The organism is Microbacterium sp. MDV22-iso44 (assembly GCF_058629135.1).
This window is the reverse complement of the sequence record NZ_JBZVWS010000003.1, coordinates 325,891-340,597: the sequence shown is the minus strand read 5'-3', so window position 1 is coordinate 340,597 and position 14,707 is coordinate 325,891. Positions and strand designations below refer to the sequence as shown.

The 14,707-nt window shown below is 72.7% G+C and carries 18 protein-coding genes and 1 riboswitch; of the genes, 4 read left to right on the top strand and 14 right to left on the bottom strand.

Going from position 1 to position 14,707, the window contains the following annotated elements; translation table 11 throughout:
• Nucleotides 1-5: 5 nt before the first annotated feature.
• Nucleotides 6-776, bottom strand: a complete 771-nt coding sequence (locus tag AC4NN1_RS11875; RefSeq protein WP_491955433.1) for an enoyl-CoA hydratase/isomerase family protein — start codon at nt 774-776, stop codon at nt 6-8.
• Between the two features lie 11 nt (nt 777-787).
• On the bottom strand, nt 788-1,549 hold the full coding sequence (locus AC4NN1_RS11870; protein WP_491955432.1) for an SDR family NAD(P)-dependent oxidoreductase: 762 nt from the start codon (nt 1,547-1,549) through the stop codon (nt 788-790).
• A 131-nt stretch (nt 1,550-1,680) separates the two neighbouring features.
• Between AC4NN1_RS11870 and AC4NN1_RS11865 the strand changes: the two genes are divergently transcribed.
• Complete coding sequence (locus AC4NN1_RS11865) at nt 1,681-2,406, top strand: phosphotransferase (protein ID WP_491955431.1); 726 nt, start codon at nt 1,681-1,683, stop codon at nt 2,404-2,406.
• A 4-nt stretch (nt 2,407-2,410) separates the two neighbouring features.
• Here the strand turns inward: AC4NN1_RS11865 and AC4NN1_RS11860 are convergent, their stop codons facing one another.
• Nucleotides 2,411-2,752: a hypothetical protein gene (locus tag AC4NN1_RS11860; protein ID WP_311868039.1), complete on the bottom strand. Its 342-nt coding sequence runs from the start codon at nt 2,750-2,752 to the stop codon at nt 2,411-2,413.
• A gap of 122 nt (nt 2,753-2,874) precedes the next feature.
• On the opposite strand from AC4NN1_RS11860, the gene AC4NN1_RS11855 reads away from it, so the two are divergent.
• Nucleotides 2,875-3,378, top strand: a complete 504-nt coding sequence (locus AC4NN1_RS11855; protein ID WP_491955430.1) for a GNAT family N-acetyltransferase — start codon at nt 2,875-2,877, stop codon at nt 3,376-3,378.
• A gap of 31 nt (nt 3,379-3,409) precedes the next feature.
• On the opposite strand, the gene AC4NN1_RS11850 is transcribed toward AC4NN1_RS11855, so the two are convergent.
• The 3 genes from AC4NN1_RS11850 to AC4NN1_RS11840 all read right to left on the bottom strand — a co-directional run bounded on the left by AC4NN1_RS11850 (nt 3,410) and on the right by AC4NN1_RS11840 (nt 6,299).
• Complete coding sequence (locus AC4NN1_RS11850) at nt 3,410-4,204, bottom strand: energy-coupling factor transporter transmembrane component T family protein (RefSeq protein ID WP_018187457.1); 795 nt, start codon at nt 4,202-4,204, stop codon at nt 3,410-3,412.
• On the bottom strand, nt 4,201-5,586 hold the full coding sequence (locus tag AC4NN1_RS11845) for an ABC transporter ATP-binding protein (RefSeq protein ID WP_491955429.1): 1,386 nt from the start codon (nt 5,584-5,586) through the stop codon (nt 4,201-4,203). The genes AC4NN1_RS11850 and AC4NN1_RS11845 overlap by 4 nt, the downstream gene beginning before the upstream one ends.
• A 74-nt stretch (nt 5,587-5,660) precedes the next feature.
• Nucleotides 5,661-6,299 carry an ECF transporter S component gene (locus AC4NN1_RS11840; RefSeq protein WP_491955428.1) on the bottom strand — a complete coding sequence of 213 codons (639 nt, stop codon included), beginning with the start codon at nt 6,297-6,299 and terminating at the stop codon, nt 5,661-5,663.
• Nucleotides 6,294-6,403: riboswitch (TPP riboswitch) on the bottom strand. Its footprint overlaps the gene before it by 6 nt.
• 39 nt (nt 6,404-6,442) lie before the next feature.
• On the opposite strand from AC4NN1_RS11840, the gene AC4NN1_RS11835 reads away from it, so the two are divergent.
• Entirely contained in the window at nt 6,443-7,837 is a 1,395-nt protein-coding gene (locus tag AC4NN1_RS11835) for a D-alanyl-D-alanine carboxypeptidase family protein (RefSeq protein ID WP_491955427.1), read from the top strand.
• Between the two features lie 3 nt (nt 7,838-7,840).
• On the opposite strand, the gene AC4NN1_RS11830 is transcribed toward AC4NN1_RS11835, so the two are convergent.
• The 8 genes from AC4NN1_RS11830 to AC4NN1_RS11795 form a co-directional block, all read right to left on the bottom strand.
• Entirely contained in the window at nt 7,841-8,773 is a 933-nt protein-coding gene (locus AC4NN1_RS11830; RefSeq protein ID WP_020098580.1) for a J domain-containing protein, read from the bottom strand.
• A 1-nt stretch (nt 8,774) separates the two neighbouring features.
• The gene (locus AC4NN1_RS11825; RefSeq protein ID WP_311858021.1) at nt 8,775-9,836 is read right to left on the bottom strand and encodes an enoyl-CoA hydratase/isomerase family protein; all 1,062 of its coding nucleotides are present in this window, start codon (nt 9,834-9,836) and stop codon (nt 8,775-8,777) included.
• 81 nt (nt 9,837-9,917) lie between these two features.
• Nucleotides 9,918-10,394 carry a hypothetical protein gene (locus AC4NN1_RS11820; RefSeq protein ID WP_491955426.1) on the bottom strand — a complete coding sequence of 159 codons (477 nt, stop codon included), beginning with the start codon at nt 10,392-10,394 and terminating at the stop codon, nt 9,918-9,920.
• Nucleotides 10,395-10,465: 71 nt separating this feature from the next.
• The gene (locus AC4NN1_RS11815; RefSeq protein ID WP_018187464.1) at nt 10,466-11,293 is read right to left on the bottom strand and encodes a uroporphyrinogen-III synthase; all 828 of its coding nucleotides are present in this window, start codon (nt 11,291-11,293) and stop codon (nt 10,466-10,468) included.
• Nucleotides 11,294-11,462: 169 nt separating this feature from the next.
• Nucleotides 11,463-11,729, bottom strand: coding sequence for a hypothetical protein (locus tag AC4NN1_RS11810; protein WP_018187465.1), 267 nt, complete (start codon nt 11,727-11,729; stop codon nt 11,463-11,465).
• Nucleotides 11,719-12,129, bottom strand: a complete 411-nt coding sequence (locus AC4NN1_RS11805; protein WP_116227542.1) for a phage holin family protein — start codon at nt 12,127-12,129, stop codon at nt 11,719-11,721. The genes AC4NN1_RS11810 and AC4NN1_RS11805 overlap by 11 nt, the downstream gene beginning before the upstream one ends.
• Nucleotides 12,126-12,539, bottom strand: a complete 414-nt coding sequence (locus tag AC4NN1_RS11800) for a hypothetical protein (protein WP_020098576.1) — start codon at nt 12,537-12,539, stop codon at nt 12,126-12,128. Before AC4NN1_RS11800 ends, AC4NN1_RS11805 begins: the two co-directional genes overlap by 4 nt.
• Before the next feature lie 88 nt (nt 12,540-12,627).
• Complete coding sequence (locus AC4NN1_RS11795) at nt 12,628-14,049, bottom strand: protoporphyrinogen/coproporphyrinogen oxidase (RefSeq protein ID WP_491955425.1); 1,422 nt, start codon at nt 14,047-14,049, stop codon at nt 12,628-12,630.
• Between the two features lie 50 nt (nt 14,050-14,099).
• Here AC4NN1_RS11795 and AC4NN1_RS11790 point away from each other — a divergent pair, with 50 nt between their 5' ends.
• A complete protein-coding gene (locus tag AC4NN1_RS11790) occupies nt 14,100-14,675 on the top strand; it encodes an HhH-GPD-type base excision DNA repair protein (RefSeq protein WP_018187469.1) in 576 nt (191 codons plus the stop codon).
• Nucleotides 14,676-14,707 lie beyond the last annotated feature (32 nt).

The window sequence follows — 14,707 nt, the reverse complement described above, 5'->3', positions numbered from 1 at the left end:
GGGGATCAGGATCGACGCGAACGGGATGCCGCGGCGAACGCGGCGACGCGGGCTTTCGAGTCGTCGGTGTCGAACGCGGCGCCGATCGTGCGGGCCTCGTCGTCGAGGTTGTCGGCGAAGGACCGGTGGGCACCCGAGCGGACGAGGCGCTTCGCCTGGCCGAACGCGCCGGTGGCGCCGTCGAGCCAGGTGCGCGCGATCTGCTCGGCACGCTCGCCGGGCTGCTCGGCGATCTCGGCGACGAGTCCCCACTCGAGCGCCGTGGGCGCATCGATCGTCGTGTCGGTGAGGAGCAGCTGCAGCGCGCGGCGCTGCCCGATCGCGGCGGGCAGGAGGGTCGAGACGCCGAGGTCGGGCGTGAGGCCGATGTTCGCGTACTTGCTGACGAACACGGCGCGCGGCGCGGCGACGACGTAGTCGGCCGTCAGCATCAGGCCGAGTCCACCGCCGGCGACCGCGCCCTGCACCGAGGCGACCATCGGGATCGGCGACTCGACGAAGGTGCGGATGCCGTCGTGGATCACCCCGGCCATCTCGGTGATCGTGCCGCCGCTGCCGCCCGATGTCGCCATCTGCACGACGTCGCCGCCGGCGCAGAAGGCCGGGCCCGCGGCATCCAGCATGATCGCCCCGACCGTGTCGTCGCTCGTCAGCTCGTGCGCGAGGTCGCGCCAGCGCGTGCCCATCTCGAAGTCCATCGCGTTCAGCGACGCGGGGCGGTGGAAGGTCAGCCGCGCGAGAGCGCCGTCGCGCTGCAGCAGGATCGTGTCGCTCATCGGTTCTCCACTCATCTGGGGGCCATGCGGATCGAGCCGTCGAGGCGGATCGTCTCACCGTTGAGGTACCCGTTCTCGACGATGTGCTGCACGAGCGCCGCGTACTCGTCGGGCTTGCCGAGCCGGGCGGGATACGGCACCTGCTGACCGAGGGACTCCTGGGCCGCCTCGGGGAGCCCCGCGAGCATCGGGGTCTCCATGATCCCGGGCGCGATCGTGCAGACGCGGATGCCGGAGCGCGCCAGCTCGCGCGCGATCGGCAGGGTCATGGCGTGCACGCCGCCCTTGCTCGCGGAGTACGCCGGCTGCCCGATCTGCCCGTCGAAGGCGGCGACGGACGCGGTGCCCACGATGACGCCGCGGTCCCCGGATACCGTGGGTTCGGTCGCCGCCATCGCCGCCGCCGCGTGCGCGATGACGGTGTACGTGCCGATGAGGTTGATGCGGACGATGCGCTCGAAGTCCGCGACCGGGTTGGGCGACCCGTCCCGTGCCAGGACCTTCGCGGGCGGCGCGATCCCGGCGCAGTTGACGGCTACGCGAAGCGGGGCGACGGCGGATGCCGCGGCCACCGCGGCCTCGACCTGGGCGGCATCTGTCACATCGGCGGCGGCGAAGGTCCCACCGAGCTCGGCCGCGATGTCGGCCCCGGCAGAGGACGGCAGGTCGACGATGACGACGTGCGCGCCCTGCGCGGCGAGGCGGCGGGCGGTGGCGAGCCCGAGCCCGCTGGCTCCCCCGGTGACGACGGCGGACGATCCGGCGATGTCCATGCGCTCTCCTTCGAACGGTATCGGGTTCCACCCGACGCGCGACTGGGTGCCACGGCGACGGAATGCCTCCAGGCTAGCCGTCCCACGCTGCGGGCACGACAAACCCGTCCCCGCGACGGCAGGATGGAGGGATGTCGATCCCGCAGCACGACGCTCCGGTGCCGCCGATCGCGCGCCGGCTCGCGCGCGGCGCTGCCCTCGCGCCGGTCTGGACCAACAAGCTTGGCGGGATGACGCTGCGCACCGACGACGAGCGTTACATCAAGATCGGACCGGTCCACCTCGAGACCTCGATGTCCGACGAGGCCGAACGGCTGGCCTGGGCTGCGCCGTACGTCCGCGTACCGACCGTCGTCGAGCAGGGCGACGACGGGGAGACCGAGTGGCTCGTCACCAGATCGATCGCCGGGCTCTCGGCGGTGCACCCCGACTGGGTGGCGCGTCCCGAGACGGCGGTCCGAGCGATCGGCGAGGGCCTTCGCGCCCTGCACGAGAGCCTGCCCGTGGCATCCTGCCCCTTCGACTGGACCGTGCCGTCACGGATCGCCAACGCGGCGGAGCGGGGTGTCGTCGTGCCGGCCGACCTTCGGGAGGGGCCGCCGATCGAGCTGCTCGTCGTGTGCCACGGCGACGCGTGCGCGCCGAACACGCTGATCGGCGACGACGGCCGGTGGAGCGGTCACGTGGACCTGGGGCAGCTCGGACTCGGTGACCGCTGGGGCGACATCGCCGTTGCGGCGATGAGCACCGGCTGGAACTACGGCCCCGGCTGGGACGGCCTGCTGCTCGAGGCGTACGGCGTCGGCCCCGACGAGGAACGCCTCGCGTACTACCGCGACCTGTGGAACGCGACGTGAGGCGTCACCGTATGGCGGCGTCGAACACCGCCACCGCGGCGAGGTAGCCGGCGACGACGAGGGCCGTCGAGACGAGCGGCACCCAGGCGAGGTCCCGGCCGGTCCGGCCGGCGACGACCGCCGCGGACACGGTGACGAGGATGCTCGCTGCCGCCGCCGCGATGAACAGCATGCCCGCGGCATCCGCTGCAGCCCCGTCGCACGACGCCCCGCAGGCACCGCCGGCGAAGACGGTGTGGAAGAACCAGAGCACCGCGGTGACGACGATCGCGAGCACCTGGATGACGGCGACCGCGAGGACCGCGGCCACCCCGGTGGGGCGCGACGCTGCGGTGCCGGCGGTCATACCGCGGACGCTACCAGCCGCCGGGGTCGTTCGCTCGCGCCGAAGGGCGACGCGCGGCGCGGAACACCCGCCACATGGCGCGAGCGAAGACCGACCCGCGGCCGGGCGCATAGGCTCGTCCGGTGAGCGAACGGACGAGCACCGGACCCCGCCTCCTCGAGGTCGCGTGGGACGACCCGCGTGCGACGGCACTCCGAGACGAGTTGGATGCCGACCTCGGCGCCCGCTACGACGGGTTCCACGGCGACGAGCCGGCCGAACGCCGCGCCGCCCGCTCCCGCGCGCTCGCGATGCACCCGGATGACATCGTCGCGACGCTGATCGCGGTGGATGCCGACGGCACCCCCACGGGCCACGTCATCCTCCGCCGCCTCGGCGACGAATGGGAGATCAAGCGGCTCGTCGTCACCGCGGCGGCTCGGGGTCGCGGCATCGCGCGCACCCTCATGCATGCTGCCCTCGACCGGGCCCGCACGGGCGGCGCGGAGCGCGTCATCCTGCAGACCGGCATCCCGCAGCCCGAATCGGTCGCCCTCTACGAGTCGCTAGGGTTCACCCGCATCCCGGTCTACGAGCCGTACGCCGAGACGATGCCCCGCTCGATCTGCTTCGCGTACGTGTGCTGAGGGCGCCCGCGCGACAGATGCGCCAGGCGCGTCACATCCAGACGAACCGGAACGAGCCGACGGCCACCGCGACGCCGATCGCCGCCGCCATGATCGCGAGGGCGCCGACCACGGCGATAGCGTCCCGCCGCGAGAGCCGTGACGTGCGCGCCCACGTGCGCTGGATCGCCGAGCCGAACCCGCGGGCCTCCATCGCCGTCGCGAGTCTCGTCCCGCGTCGCACCGCGAACACGAGCAGCACGAACGCCATCGAGAAGAACCGGCGCACCGCGTTCCGGTCCCCCACGCCGCGGGCACGCCGTGCGAGCCGCATCGCGCGCCAATCGTCGACGAACAGGCCGAGCGTCCGCGTGCCGGCCAGGACGCCGAGCACGAGCCGCGCGGGCAGCCGCACGATCTGGGCGAGGGCGGCCGCGAGCTCGATCGGGTCGACGCGGCTGAACAGCAGGATCGTCGGCAGGGCCAACGCGATGACGCGGATGCCGACGGCCACCGCGAAGGCGATGGAGTCGTCGCTGATCGTGGCGTACCAGAACGACGCGTAGACCCGTCCGCCCGGTTCCGCGTAGAGCAGCATGCTGAGCCCCGCGACCGGCATGAGGACGAGGATCGGCGCCATACGGCGAAGGACCGTCCCGATGCCGATGCCGGTCAGGGGGATGCAGAGTGTCAGGAGCACGACCGCGACCGCTGCGCTGACCGCGTCGATCGTCGTCAGCAGCGGGATCGACAGGACGAAGGCGATCAGGATGCGGACGGCCGGGTTCACGCCGTCGAGCCAGGCGTCCCGCCTCGCCGTCTCGATGCCGGAGCGCGCGAGGGTCATGGCGCCACCGCCCCGAGGTCGATGCGCCGCCCGCCGAGCAGCCGGACGACGTCGTCGTCGTGCGTGACCGCGACGACCGCACGGCCGCCGGCGATCTGTTCCTGCAGGAGCGCGACGATGCCCGCCCACCCGCGGCGATCCTGCCCGAACGTCGGCTCGTCGAGGACGATGACCTCCGGCGACGTGGCCAGCACGGTGGCGACCGACAGCCGCCGCTTCTGCCCGCCCGAGAGGGTGAACGGGTTCGCCCGCGCGAGCGCCACGAGTCCGAGACGGTCGAGCAGGTCGTCGACGACCGCGTCGATCTCGGCGGCCGGCAGCTTCAGCGCGCGCGGACCCACCTCGAGCTCGGCACGGACGGTCGAGGCGAGGAACTGATGCTCGGGGTCCTGGAAGACGGTGCCGATGCGGGTGAGCAGCTCGCGCGAGGTCCACCGCGACGGCCGCACACCTTTTCGTCCCGCCGGCACGACGCCCGCCTCGACCGTCCCGGCGAACTCCGGCAGCAGGCCCGCCAGGGTGAGGGCGAGGGTCGACTTGCCGACGCCGTTCGGACCGGTGACGACGGATGCCGCGCCTGCCGACACGTCGATGTCGAGTCCCTCGCGCACCGGGGTCCGCCCGTCGCGCGAGACAGCGAGCCCGCGAGCGCGGAGGGCGACCGGACCGCCCGCCGCGGCCGACGGCAGCGCGGGGAGGTCGACGGGATGCCCGGGCAGCCAGACCCCCGCGGCGAGGAGCGCGTCGGCGTGACGCGTGAACACCTCGGCGGGCGTGCCGTCAGCGAGAAGACCCCCGTCCGCGTCGAGCACGACGACGCGCGTCATCAGGTCGACCCAGACGTCCGTGCGGTGCTCGATGACGACGAGCGTGGCGCCGGTGGCATCCACCGCCCGCCCCACCGCGGCCCGGACCTCTCGCACCCCCACGGGGTCGAGGTTGGCGGTCGGCTCGTCGAGCAGGAGCAGGCCGGGATCCATCGCCAGCACGCCCGCGATCGCGAGCCGCTGCTTCTGTCCGCCCGAGAGCTTCGCCGTCTCGCGGTCCAGGGGCACGTCGAGACCGACGGCGTCGAGCGACGCGCGCACCCGCTCGGGGATGCGCTCGGGCGGGACGCCGAGGTTCTCGCACCCGAAGGCGACGTCGTCGCCGACACGGGACAGGACGACACCGGCGTCGGGGTCCTGCAACACGAGCCCGACCCGGCCGCGCTGGGTGGTCGGGTCGGCACCGTCGACGGTCATCCGCCCCGACGTCGTCCCGTCCTCGTCGCCGCCGAGCAGACCGGCCATCCCGGCGAGGAGCGTCGACTTGCCTGCACCCGACGCACCGAGGAGCAGCACGCGCTCCCCGGGCGCGATGTCGAGATCGACGTCGCGCACGGCGGGGAGGCGCCGGCCGGCGTAGCGCCAGCCCCACCCGCGGGCGCGCAGTCCCGCGGGCCGGGACCCGCCGGTCAGACCTCGTCCGCCTGTTCTCGACCGGCCGCGAACCGACTGAGTGCGCCGGTCTTGGCGAGGGCGCGGACGAGCAGCCACCCCACGACACCGGCGAGCGCGATGCCCGAGACGATGATCGTGCCGAGGTAGATGAGGTTGAACTCGAGCGTCTTGGCGATGTTGGGCGACGAGCCGAAGAAGAACTCGAAGATCCAGGCCGCGACGCCCGCGCCGACGCCCGCGAGTGCGGCCACCCCGATTCCGAAGCGGCGGTAGAGGAACACGGCGAAGATGAGCTCGGCGCCGAGACCCTGCACGAGACCCGACAGCAGGGTCGACGGGCCCCAGATGTTGCCGATCGTGGCCGACACCGCGGCGGCGACGACCTCGACCAGCAGCGCGGCACCGGGCTTGCGGATGACGAGACCGCCGATGACACCGCCGATCAGCCAGATGCCGACGGCGAAGCCGCCGAGGCCGGGGGTCGCGGCATCCATCACCTCGAACCAGCCGTAGCCGACCCCGTTCCAGAACCAGAACAGAAGGCCGACGGCGACGCCGAGGACGGCGGCGACGACGATGTCGACGACGCGCCAGCGGGAGCGGTTCGGTGACGAAGCGGTGAGCGTGTCGGTTTCGGACGCGACAGCGTGCATGTGTGTTCTCCTCCCTGCGCCGGCATGATCCGGATCAGGTTCGACGGTCGAAGCGTGGGTCGCTTCCTCTCAGCCCGGCTCACCGGACTCCCGTGGTTGTGCGTCGAGTATAGCCGCAGCCCCGGGCGCGATACCGTGGTCCCGTGACCGTGGACGACGCCGCTACCCGCACGCGCCGGCCCCGGCGCACCCGGCCCTCCGACGACCCCGCGCCGGCGACGAGGCTCGCTCTCGCCTGGGTCGACGACGACGGGCATCCGACGACGCGCGTCGCACCGGCGACAAGCGGGGCGGCGTACGACCTGCTGCCGCCGATGCGACGTCGGCGGCGGACCCGCGGACGCGTGATCGGGATCCCCGCGCTCGCGATCGTCGCTCTTGCGACGACCTACACGACGGCCATGCTGCTCTGGCCTCTTTCGTCCACCTCCGCGACGGCGACGGCGACCGAGACGGCGCCGCTGGCCGGTGCTCCAAGCGCCATCTCGTGGCCCACCGACGGCGAGGCCGCGGTCGGCATCGACGGCTTCCCCGCGGCGGTCTCGTCGAACGATCCCGCACAGATGGCGAGCACCACGAAGCTCGTCACCGCCCTCGTCATCCTCGATCAGAAGCCGCTCGCGTCCGGCGAGCAGGGGCCCGCCTACGACTTCGGCTTCGCGGACCGGCAGGAGTACTGGCGCTACGTTGCGCAGAACCAGTCGGCGTTGAACGTGCCCGACGACGGCTCCCTCTCCGAGTACCAGATGCTCCAGGGCATGCTGATGGCGTCGGCCAGCAACTACGCGAACCGTCTCGCGACCGACGCGTTCGGCTCCGTCGCCGACTACGCGACGGCTGCCGATGCGTGGCTCGAGAAGAACGGCCTCGACGGCATCACGGTGACGGATGCCTCCGGCTACGACCGCGGCAACGTGGCGACCCCGGCGGCGATGATCGCGCTGGCCGAGAAGGCCCTCGAGAACCCGGTGATCGCCGAGATCGTCGGGACCAAGACCGCGGAGCTCCCCGGCGCGGGGACGTTCGAGAACACCAACGCCCTCCTCGGCACGGACGGCGTCGTGGGGCTGAAGACCGGTAGCTACGCGGGGTACTACAACCTCGTCGCCGCGCAGAAGATCGACGTCGGCGGCATCCCCACGACCATTTTCGCCTCGGTCGCCGGGCAGCCCACGAACGATGCGCGTGCCGGCGAGGCCGAGCGCCTGCTCGGCGACCTCGCCGACGAGGCCGCTGCTCCGACGGTCCTTCCGGCGGGGACCGTCGTCGGTGAGGCCAGGACGGCGTGGGGCGCGAAGAGCCGCATCGTCACGGAGAAGGATGCGTCGCTGCTGCTGTGGAACGGCGCGACCGCGAAGAGCGCGGCATCCTTCGACGTCGAGGGCGATGCGACGGCAGGCGCGGACGCCGGAGACCTCACGCTGACGGGTCCGGCAGCCGAGGTCGAGGTGCCGCTCAGCGTCGAGAAAGCCCTCCCCGGCCCCGACGCCTGGTGGCGGCTGACGCACCCGCTCGAGCTCACGGGCATCGGCGGCTGACGCTCAGGCGAACCGGACCGTCTGCTGCAGTCGGGTCCGCACGTCGAACAGCTCGTTGCCGCCGATCTCGCGCGCTCCGCTGACGCCACGGCGGAGCACCGTCGCGAGGGCGCTGCGGGCGACGACGGCCACGGGGAGACCCTTCACCTTGCCGAGCTCCTCGACCGCCGAGACGACGTCGTCGTCGGGCAGGACGACGAGCGCCGCACTGAACTTCACCTTCGCCGCGCGGCCGAGCCCGCGCGCCGCGAGCACGAGCTGCGCGACCGGCGAGCCCACGACCGCGTCGCCCTCGATCTCGCCCCGGCGGGTGCGGACGGGCGCTCCGAAGTCCTCCGAGAGAACGGCGTACAGGCCGCTCGGGCCCAGCACGATGTGATCGAGCTTCACGTCGGGATCGCGGCGGTCGGCGGCGACGTCGTGCCAGACCGTGTACCCCATCCCGAGCTCGGCGACGATGCGCGCCGTAGCCTCCTCGGCGAGCGCGTCCGCCAAGAGCCGCCGCACCTCGTGAGGGGCGCTCCGCACCAGGGCCGGGTCGTACGGATCGGGCAGGTCGACGCCGCGGCCGGCCCACTCGCGGATCAGGTCGAGGTAGCGTTCGCGGCGCCAGCCGCCGGGCTGTCCGAACGACCGGGCGCGCGGCCGGGTGTCGGTCTGGCGCGCGGCCGGACGCCACATCGGAGCGGACGCGTCGGGCGCGTACGACACGGTGTCTCCGAACCCCTGCCCCCGGTCGTACGAGGCGCGCGCCTCGGCGGTGCCGACGAGTTCCCACGCACGCTGCACCTGGACGAACTGCGCGGCGTCGCCGCCGGTGTCGGGGTGGGTCTGCCTCAGACGCAGGCGATAGGCCTTGCGGAGATCGTCGTCGGTCGCATCGACCGCGACGCCGAGCACCTCGTAGGCCGAGGCGGAGAGAGGACTGTCGAACACGTCAGCTCCAGAGGGGGACGGTGGGGGCGAACGACAGCGCCTGCGCCGCCGTGCCCGCAGGGACCTCGGCCAGGGTCGCCGGCCGCCACCGGGGCGAGCGATCCTTGTCGACGAGCTGCGCGCGGATGCCCTCGACGAGGTCGGGCTGCGTCCGCCCGAACCACTCGACCAGGGCGTACTCCTGCGCGAGCGCCGCCCGCAGCCCGGGCACCCCTCGGGCGGACCGCACGGCGGCCAGGGTCACGATGAGTGCCGTCGGCGCCTGGGTCTCGAGCTCGTCCGCGGTGGCGCGGGCATCCGCTTCGGGCCGCGCCCGCAGGCGCACGATGACGTCGGCGACCGTCTCGGCCGCGAAGGCGTCGTCGATCCAGCCGCGCGCCGACGCCAGGCGCGACGGTTCGGGCGTCTCATCGAACAGCATCGTGATCTCGGTCGGGGTGTCCGGGTCGGCGCGCGTGACGAGCGCGTGGCGGACGTCGTCCAGCCGATCGGCGGGCACGAGGTGGTCGGCGAATCCGGCGTAGATCGCGTCGGCGGCATCCATCGTCCTGCCCGTCAGCGCGAGGTACTCGCCGATGCGGCCGGGAGCGTGCGCGAGCAGCCACGAGCCGCCGACATCGGGGGTGAAACCGATGCGCGTCTCGGGCATCGCCAGGCGCGAACGCTCGGTCACGACGCGCACCGAGGCGTGACCGGCGAGGCCGATCCCCCCGCCCATCGTGACGCCGTCGGCGAAGACCACGATCTGCTTGGGGTACGCGGCGATGCGCGCATTGAGCGCGTACTCGTCTCGGAAGAAGCCCATCGCGGCCTCGGCGTCCCCCGCCAGGATCTGCTCGCGGAGGGTCCGGACGTCGCCGCCGGCGCAGAAGCCGCGGTCACCCGCGCCGTCGAGCAGGACGAGGCGGATGTCGGGGTGGTGCTCCCAGCGGTCGAGCGCGTCGGCGATGCCGCGGATCATGCCGTGGTCGACGGCGTTGATCGCTTCGGGCCGGTCGAGGGTGATGCGCCCGACACTGCCCTCCGCACGGACGAGCAGACGGGATGCCGCGGGTTCACTCACCCGGGCAACGTTACCGGGCCGCTCCCCCGCACCGGCCGAGAGCGGCGTCGGCCAGGACTGTACCGGTCGGGCCTGTACCGGTCAGGCTTGGGCCAGGCGCGGCGCGCGGCGCCGGGACGGACGGCCCGTCGGGCCCGCCGAGGCATCGCCGCTCTGCACCGGGATCTCGGTCGTGACGAGCTGGACGACGTCGGTCGGCTCATCCTCGACGTCGAGGCGGAGCGCCTGCACGAGCGCCAGACCGTGGCGGGTCGTGATCACGAGCCGCTGGAACTCCGCGTCGCCCTCGAGGTCGATCACGACCGACGGCCTCCGACGCCGGACGAGGACGAAATCGTCGCCGCCGGCGGAACGCCAGACCCCCATGGCAACCGTCCGGGGGACGACGGTGCCGGGAGCGGGGACGCCGCGCAGCCACGTCCACGGATCGTCGACGAGCTGCACCTTGACGATGTGCGCGCGCTCGACGCGGACGGCATCCTTGCGGAACGCCAGCACACGCTCGGTGGCGGAGAGCGCGACCTCCAGTCGCGACGAATCGAGCAGCAGCGTCACCATGGGATCAGTCTGCCAAACGCATCCACCGCGACGGATGCCCGAGCCGCAACGATACGGTCTCGACCACGGCCTCAGCCCTGGATTCGGGGGAACGAACCGGTGGGAGGGGCGAGTTCGTCGATCGCGTGCGGGAGCGGGAACTGACCGACGGCGGCGATGAGACCGGCGACCGTCTGCTCCTTCGCCGTGACGCTGACGCCGAGGCCCGCACGGCGAGCATCCTTCGCGGTACGGGGGCCGATGGCGGCGATGACGGTCGCCTCGGGGATCTCGGGGAACTGCTCGTACACCTGCTCGGCGACCGATCCGCTCGTGACGAGGATCGCGTTGATGCGTCCGGAACGGACATCGGTGGCGACCTTGTCGGTCACGGGCACGCCGACGGTGCGGTACGCGATGACGCTCCGGACGTCGTGCCCCGCCTCTTCGAGCAGTCGGGTCAGGACGGGTTTGGCGAGTTCGCTGCGAAGCGTGAGCACGCGCATCGGGTCGGGCTCGAGCGCGATGAGCTGAGCGGCCATGCCGGCGGCGGAGTTGTCCTCCTCGGGGACGAGATCCACGCGGTAGCCGACGGCGCCGAGAGCGGCGGCGGTCGTCTCGCCGACGGCGGCCACGCGCGTCGTGTGCGGGATGACCGCTCGGTACGCATGCAGGACGTCGACCGTGGTCGAGCTCGTGAGGGTCACCCAGTCGAACGCGCCTGAGGCGAGGTCGCGGAGTGCGGATTCGAGGTCGGTCGGGTCTTCGGAGGGTGCGAAGTTGATGAGCGGGGCGATGACCGGCGTCGCTCCCTGGGCACGCAGAGCGGCGGCGACGCTGTCACCCCAGGGACCTCCGCGCGGGACGAGCACACGCCAGCCCTTGAGGGGCTTCGGTGCTGTCGCAGCGGATGTGTTCATGGTTCGACTCTCGTATAGGCGGTGGCCGCCCCGCAGCGAGACGGCCGACGCTCATCGACATGAGCGCGGATGCGCACGTTCGGGACCGTGTCGTCGGCAGCACTCGCGCCGTCGCCGCTGCCTGTTCCGAGCATACCCCCGGCGTCGGAAGCGACGACGCGGGGAGGCGTCAGCGCGTGTACAGGCGGACGACGCCCCAGACGACCACGCCGACGGCCAACGCAGCGCCGACCACGGCGACCGCGGCACCGGACGGGTTGCGGTCCGCGAATCCACGCGCCGAGACCTGCGCGCGCCGCGTGGCGCGAGCCGCCCGTTTGGGGACGTTCGCCTTCTCTTCGATGGCGGCGAGGGCCGCCTTCAGCTCAGCGCGCGCACGCTCGACCGGGTCGGTGATCCCGAGCGGGACGGCGGTGCGGGGGAGGTCAGAACTCATCGGCCACTTCCTTCACGATTCGGGCGTCGGTAGACAGTGCCTTCGCGGGATTCTCACGATTCTTCATACGCCGGACCCTCAGGAACCCGAGGAACGCGGTGATGACCACCAGCAGCAGTCCGAGCACGACGAGGATGAGAGCCGCAAGCCAGGGCGCCATCCACGACGACAGCCCGATGACGGTGAACGCGCCGATGGCCGGCAGCGTCCAGAACAGGAAGAAGAGGGCGAGGACGAACCAGAGGCCGACGATGCCGGCATCCTTCCCGGTCCGCGCCGCCCACGTCTTCGCCGCGGTGATCTCGGCGACGATCAGGTTCTTGACGAGCTCGGGCAGCTCTCCGACGAGACCGAGGAGACTCTCGTCGCGGCGGTCCCGGAATCCGCGGGGGGTGCTCATGACGCGGACGACGGCTTCTTGCGCGAGCCGCCCGTCGAACCGGACGAGGCCCGGCTCGCCGGCTTCTTCGCGGACCCGGACACGGCGTCAGCGGTGGTCTTGGCGGCGTCCTTCACGTCGTCGGCCGCATCCTCGGATGCGTCGAGCGCGGCGTCGAGCTTCTGGCCCGGGGTGCCCGAGGTGGTCGCGGCGCGGGTGACCTTGACGGCACCGTTCCAGAGGACGCTTGGCAGGGCGAACGCGGCGGACTTGCCGAACTCGGCGACCTTGTCCACCTGCTTCTGCACGGCGGGCGTGTTGTACACCCGCAGGTAGGCGTCCTTGATCTGCTCGTAGCGCTGGCGGCCCGCGCGGGCCCCGAGGACGTAGCCGGCGGTGAGTCCGACGACGATTCCGATCTTGCCCTTCATGGCGATTCCTCACGTTCGAAGCGATGTGGTGCCGAGCACCCAGCGTATCGGCGCATGCCGTTCGCGGTATCCACCCTTGACAGGCGGCTCAGGTCGTTGCACCCTCACCGTCGGAGTGCCACAGAAGGCCCGATCGGATGCGTTCCGCTTCGGTCTCGGCATCGGTGGCGACCCGGGCGAGCCCGGTGCCGTCGATCCAGGCACCCACGACGCCGAGGCGCTCGTTCGTGCGGGCCGCACGGCGCAGCTCGTCGCGCGCGGGCGACAGGGCCGATGACGGCAGCGCGCGCGGCCAGCGCGCCCGGTACGCGGCGCGGACGGTGCCCACGTCGGCGCCGAGGAGCTCGGCGGCCGCCGCCGTAGCTGCGGCGATCGCCTCGGCATCCGTCCCTTCGCCGGCGGGCAGGGTCACACGGACGATGTGCGGTTCGCCGTGTTCATGCGGCCACGTCGCCGTCGCGTGGACGACCGCGAGCGCCGCCGCCTCGCCCGGGACGGCGTAGACCGCGTGTCCCCGCGGACGCGCGTCGAGGCCCGGGGCGTCGAGGACGAGCGTCACGACGTCGACGTCTTCCGGAGAAAGGGTCGGGCCGTCGAGGCCGTCCAGGTGCGGGGCGAGCAGCCGTCGAGCGGTGCGCTCGGGTGTCGCGACGATGATCGCATCGACCTCGTGGACGCCGCTCTCGCCGTCCGCCGCCGCCCACGACAGCGACCACCCGGCACCCGCACGCTCGATCGCGGTGACCTCCGCCGCCGCGCGGACCTCGACGTCGAGGTCCGTCAGGCGCTCCGCGAGAGCATCGACGAACACCGACATCCCACCCGCGATGCTCGCGCGAGAAGGGGCGGCGTCATCCTTCCCGGCCAGCTGCTGCGCGACCGCGCCCGAGAGCGAACCGGTGCGGGTGAGCGCGGAGTTCAGACCGCGAGCAGCGCGATCGACGTCCACCTGCTCGGGCGGCACGCCATGGATGCCGTAGGTCAGGGGAGCGACCATGCGGTCGAGGATCCGCTCCCCCACGCGCTGGCGCACGAGGGTGCCGAGGTTCCGCTCGGCACCGATCGTCAGCGGTGGGCGCAGGCGGTCGACGTACGCCCGCCACGCGCCGCGTGCACCGATGATCCGGCGCGCGCGGGGGTCGAACGGGTTGGCCGGGATGCCGAGGATCGACGCCGCCGGCAGCGGCGCGACTCCGTGCGGACCGGCGACCCAGGTGTCGGCGTCCTGCGTTGGGACCACGGCGTCGCGCAGGCCCAGTTCGTCGATCAGCTCGGCCAGGGCGCCGGGGGCGACGCGGAAGCCGTCGGCCGCGACATCCGTCATCGTCCCATCGAGCTCGGCGGAGGCGACGATCCCCCCGAGGCGATCGCCCGCCTCGAACAGCGTCACACCGATCCCGACCTTCGCGCAGTGGAGTGCCGCGACGAGCCCGGCGATCCCGCCCCCGACGACGGCGACCCGCGCCCGTCGGGCCTGCGAGATGAGGTCGGTGGCGGCGTCGGCGGTCATCCTCCCATCCTCCCCCACCCGCACCTTGCCGACGGTGGGAACATGGAGGCATGGCCCTGCACATCACCGGCGACGGTGCCGCCGACGCACTCCTCACCGACGAACCGCTCGCCCTCCTGATCGGGATGCTGCTCGACCAGCAGATCGCGATGGAGACCGCGTTCGCCGGCCCGCTGAAGATCCGCGACCGCACGGGTGGGCTGGATGCCGCGCAGATCGCCGCGGCCGATCCCGAGGAGTTCGCGGCCGCCTTCAGCCAGACCCCGGCCGTCCACCGCTTCCCCGGTTCGATGGCCGCTCGCGTGCAGGCGCTCTGCCAGACGCTGGTCGACGAGTGGGCCGGCGACGCCGCGGCGCTGTGGAGGCAGGGCGAGCCCGACGGGCGGACGGTGCTGAAGCGGCTGAAGGCGCTTCCGGGGTTCGGCGACCAGAAGGCGCGCATCTTCCTCGCCCTGCTCGGCAAGCAGTACGGGTACACGGGCGACGGGTGGCGCGAGGCCGCCGGCGCCTACGGCGAGGAGGGCTCCTTCCGCTCGGTCGCCGACATCGTCTCGCCGGAATCGCTCACGAAGGTGCGGGAGCACAAGCGCGCCGCGAAGGCGGAAGCCAAGGCCGCCAAGGGCTGACGCCTCGCGCCGCAGCGGGCGCGAGGCGTCGC

Excerpts from the sequence above, each read along its gene's own strand:
- AC4NN1_RS11875 (WP_491955433.1), bottom strand. The coding sequence starts at position 776 with ATGAGCGACACGATCCTGCTGCAGCGCGACGGCGCTCTCGCGCGGCTG.
- AC4NN1_RS11870 (WP_491955432.1), bottom strand. The coding sequence starts at position 1,549 with ATGGACATCGCCGGATCGTCCGCCGTCGTCACCGGGGGAGCCAGCGGG.
- AC4NN1_RS11865 (WP_491955431.1), top strand. The coding sequence starts at position 1,681 with ATGTCGATCCCGCAGCACGACGCTCCGGTGCCGCCGATCGCGCGCCGG.
- AC4NN1_RS11860 (WP_311868039.1), bottom strand. The coding sequence starts at position 2,752 with ATGACCGCCGGCACCGCAGCGTCGCGCCCCACCGGGGTGGCCGCGGTC.
- AC4NN1_RS11850 (WP_018187457.1), bottom strand. The coding sequence starts at position 4,204 with ATGACCCTCGCGCGCTCCGGCATCGAGACGGCGAGGCGGGACGCCTGG.
- AC4NN1_RS11840 (WP_491955428.1), bottom strand. The coding sequence starts at position 6,299 with ATGCACGCTGTCGCGTCCGAAACCGACACGCTCACCGCTTCGTCACCG.
- AC4NN1_RS11820 (WP_491955426.1), bottom strand. The coding sequence starts at position 10,394 with ATGGTGACGCTGCTGCTCGATTCGTCGCGACTGGAGGTCGCGCTCTCC.
- AC4NN1_RS11815 (WP_018187464.1), bottom strand. The coding sequence starts at position 11,293 with ATGAACACATCCGCTGCGACAGCACCGAAGCCCCTCAAGGGCTGGCGT.
- AC4NN1_RS11810 (WP_018187465.1), bottom strand. The coding sequence starts at position 11,729 with ATGAGTTCTGACCTCCCCCGCACCGCCGTCCCGCTCGGGATCACCGAC.
- AC4NN1_RS11805 (WP_116227542.1), bottom strand. The coding sequence starts at position 12,129 with ATGAGCACCCCCCGCGGATTCCGGGACCGCCGCGACGAGAGTCTCCTC.
- AC4NN1_RS11800 (WP_020098576.1), bottom strand. The coding sequence starts at position 12,539 with ATGAAGGGCAAGATCGGAATCGTCGTCGGACTCACCGCCGGCTACGTC.
- AC4NN1_RS11795 (WP_491955425.1), bottom strand. The coding sequence starts at position 14,049 with ATGACCGCCGACGCCGCCACCGACCTCATCTCGCAGGCCCGACGGGCG.
- AC4NN1_RS11790 (WP_018187469.1), top strand. The coding sequence starts at position 14,100 with ATGGCCCTGCACATCACCGGCGACGGTGCCGCCGACGCACTCCTCACC.